This window comes from Haloferax sp. Q22 (assembly GCF_001482285.1).
Classification (GTDB): Archaea; Halobacteriota; Halobacteria; order Halobacteriales; family Haloferacaceae; genus Haloferax.
The window spans coordinates 1-1,091 of the sequence record NZ_LOEP01000051.1 but is presented as its reverse complement, the minus strand read 5'-3'; the positions used below and the strand labels follow the sequence as shown (position 1 = coordinate 1,091).

At 53.3% G+C, this 1,091-nt stretch carries 1 protein-coding gene; it reads left to right on the top strand.

The annotated features are described in order from the left end of the window. The first annotated feature begins 261 nt into the window (after window positions 1-261). Complete coding sequence (locus tag AM590_RS18440; protein WP_058828746.1) at window positions 262-966, top strand: hypothetical protein; 705 nt, start codon at window positions 262-264, stop codon at window positions 964-966. The last annotated feature ends 125 nt before the right edge of the window (window positions 967-1,091 follow it).

The window sequence follows — 1,091 nt, the reverse complement described above, 5'->3', positions numbered from 1 at the left end:
AAGGATCATCTTGCAGGGTCGCTGAGCTCATTCCACCTCAGCATTCACCCTGCTCTTTGGTGTGCTAATCGTTCTATGACACCCTCCATGAGATGTTGAGCACCAGCACTCGGGAAAGCCCTTCTGTGGATAGGAGTAGTAAGAAGTATAGAAACGAGTTCCTAAGGGAAGAGACGCGCGAGGGATATCACAACGGGTGTGATGAGTAGGATGTCGGTCACGTGAGGCGATTTATCAGTAGCCGTTGTGAAACGAGGTCCAATGAGTGCCGGAAACGATCAACTTCGGAGAGAAGTTAACGGGAAATTCCGACCGCCGCTCGACGTCCTGATCGATCCATCTCTACTCGTCGCGAGTAGCTCACTTGAACGTCTGACTGATTCCAAAGTCTTCGAGTCGCAGACGCAAGCAACGCTTGGAGAGATGCCTACAAAGCCACGAATCAGGTCCCTGTGTGTACCCGCGACGTTTCGTGAACTGCTCGAAAACGGGGAGCAGCACGACGTACAGAATACGAGTGTGTGGAACTTCTATCGTGGGCAAGCCGAAACGTCCTCCAGAGACCAGGTCGTTGCCTCACTCGACCGAAATGGAGTGAGTGAGTTTTCGATTGACTCGCAGCCTTCGGGACTGCAGTGGGAAAACGCATTGGACAAATCTGTCCGGGACAGTCGGTTACTGGAAACGCTCGGCGAAGAACACGAGTTCCTTCGTTCAGGTGGAGTCGTCTTATCGAGGACACCAACCTTCGTCAAAGCACTCCGCGATGCGGGGTCACCGACCGTCGACGTCGGGAAAGCACAGTTGACTACTGAGGTGAGAGACAGGCTGACCGATATCGGATACAAGGACCCAGCCAGTGTCTGTGTCTTCGGCGTTTCGTCGGCTGGCTCGACTGTCGATGCGCTCGTCGGCGACATCCTCTCAACGAAGTCTGACTTGCTTCTCTACAGGCTTGATGCGTAACATTGCTCACGCTCGAAATTTCGTTGTTGGCTCTCAGTGAGGGTGTCATAGAACGATTAGCACACCAAAGAGCAGGGTGAATGCTGAGGTGGAATGAGCTCAGCGACCCTGCAAGATGATCCTTC

Excerpts from the sequence above, each read along its gene's own strand:
- AM590_RS18440 (WP_058828746.1), top strand. The coding sequence starts at position 262 with ATGAGTGCCGGAAACGATCAACTTCGGAGAGAAGTTAACGGGAAATTC.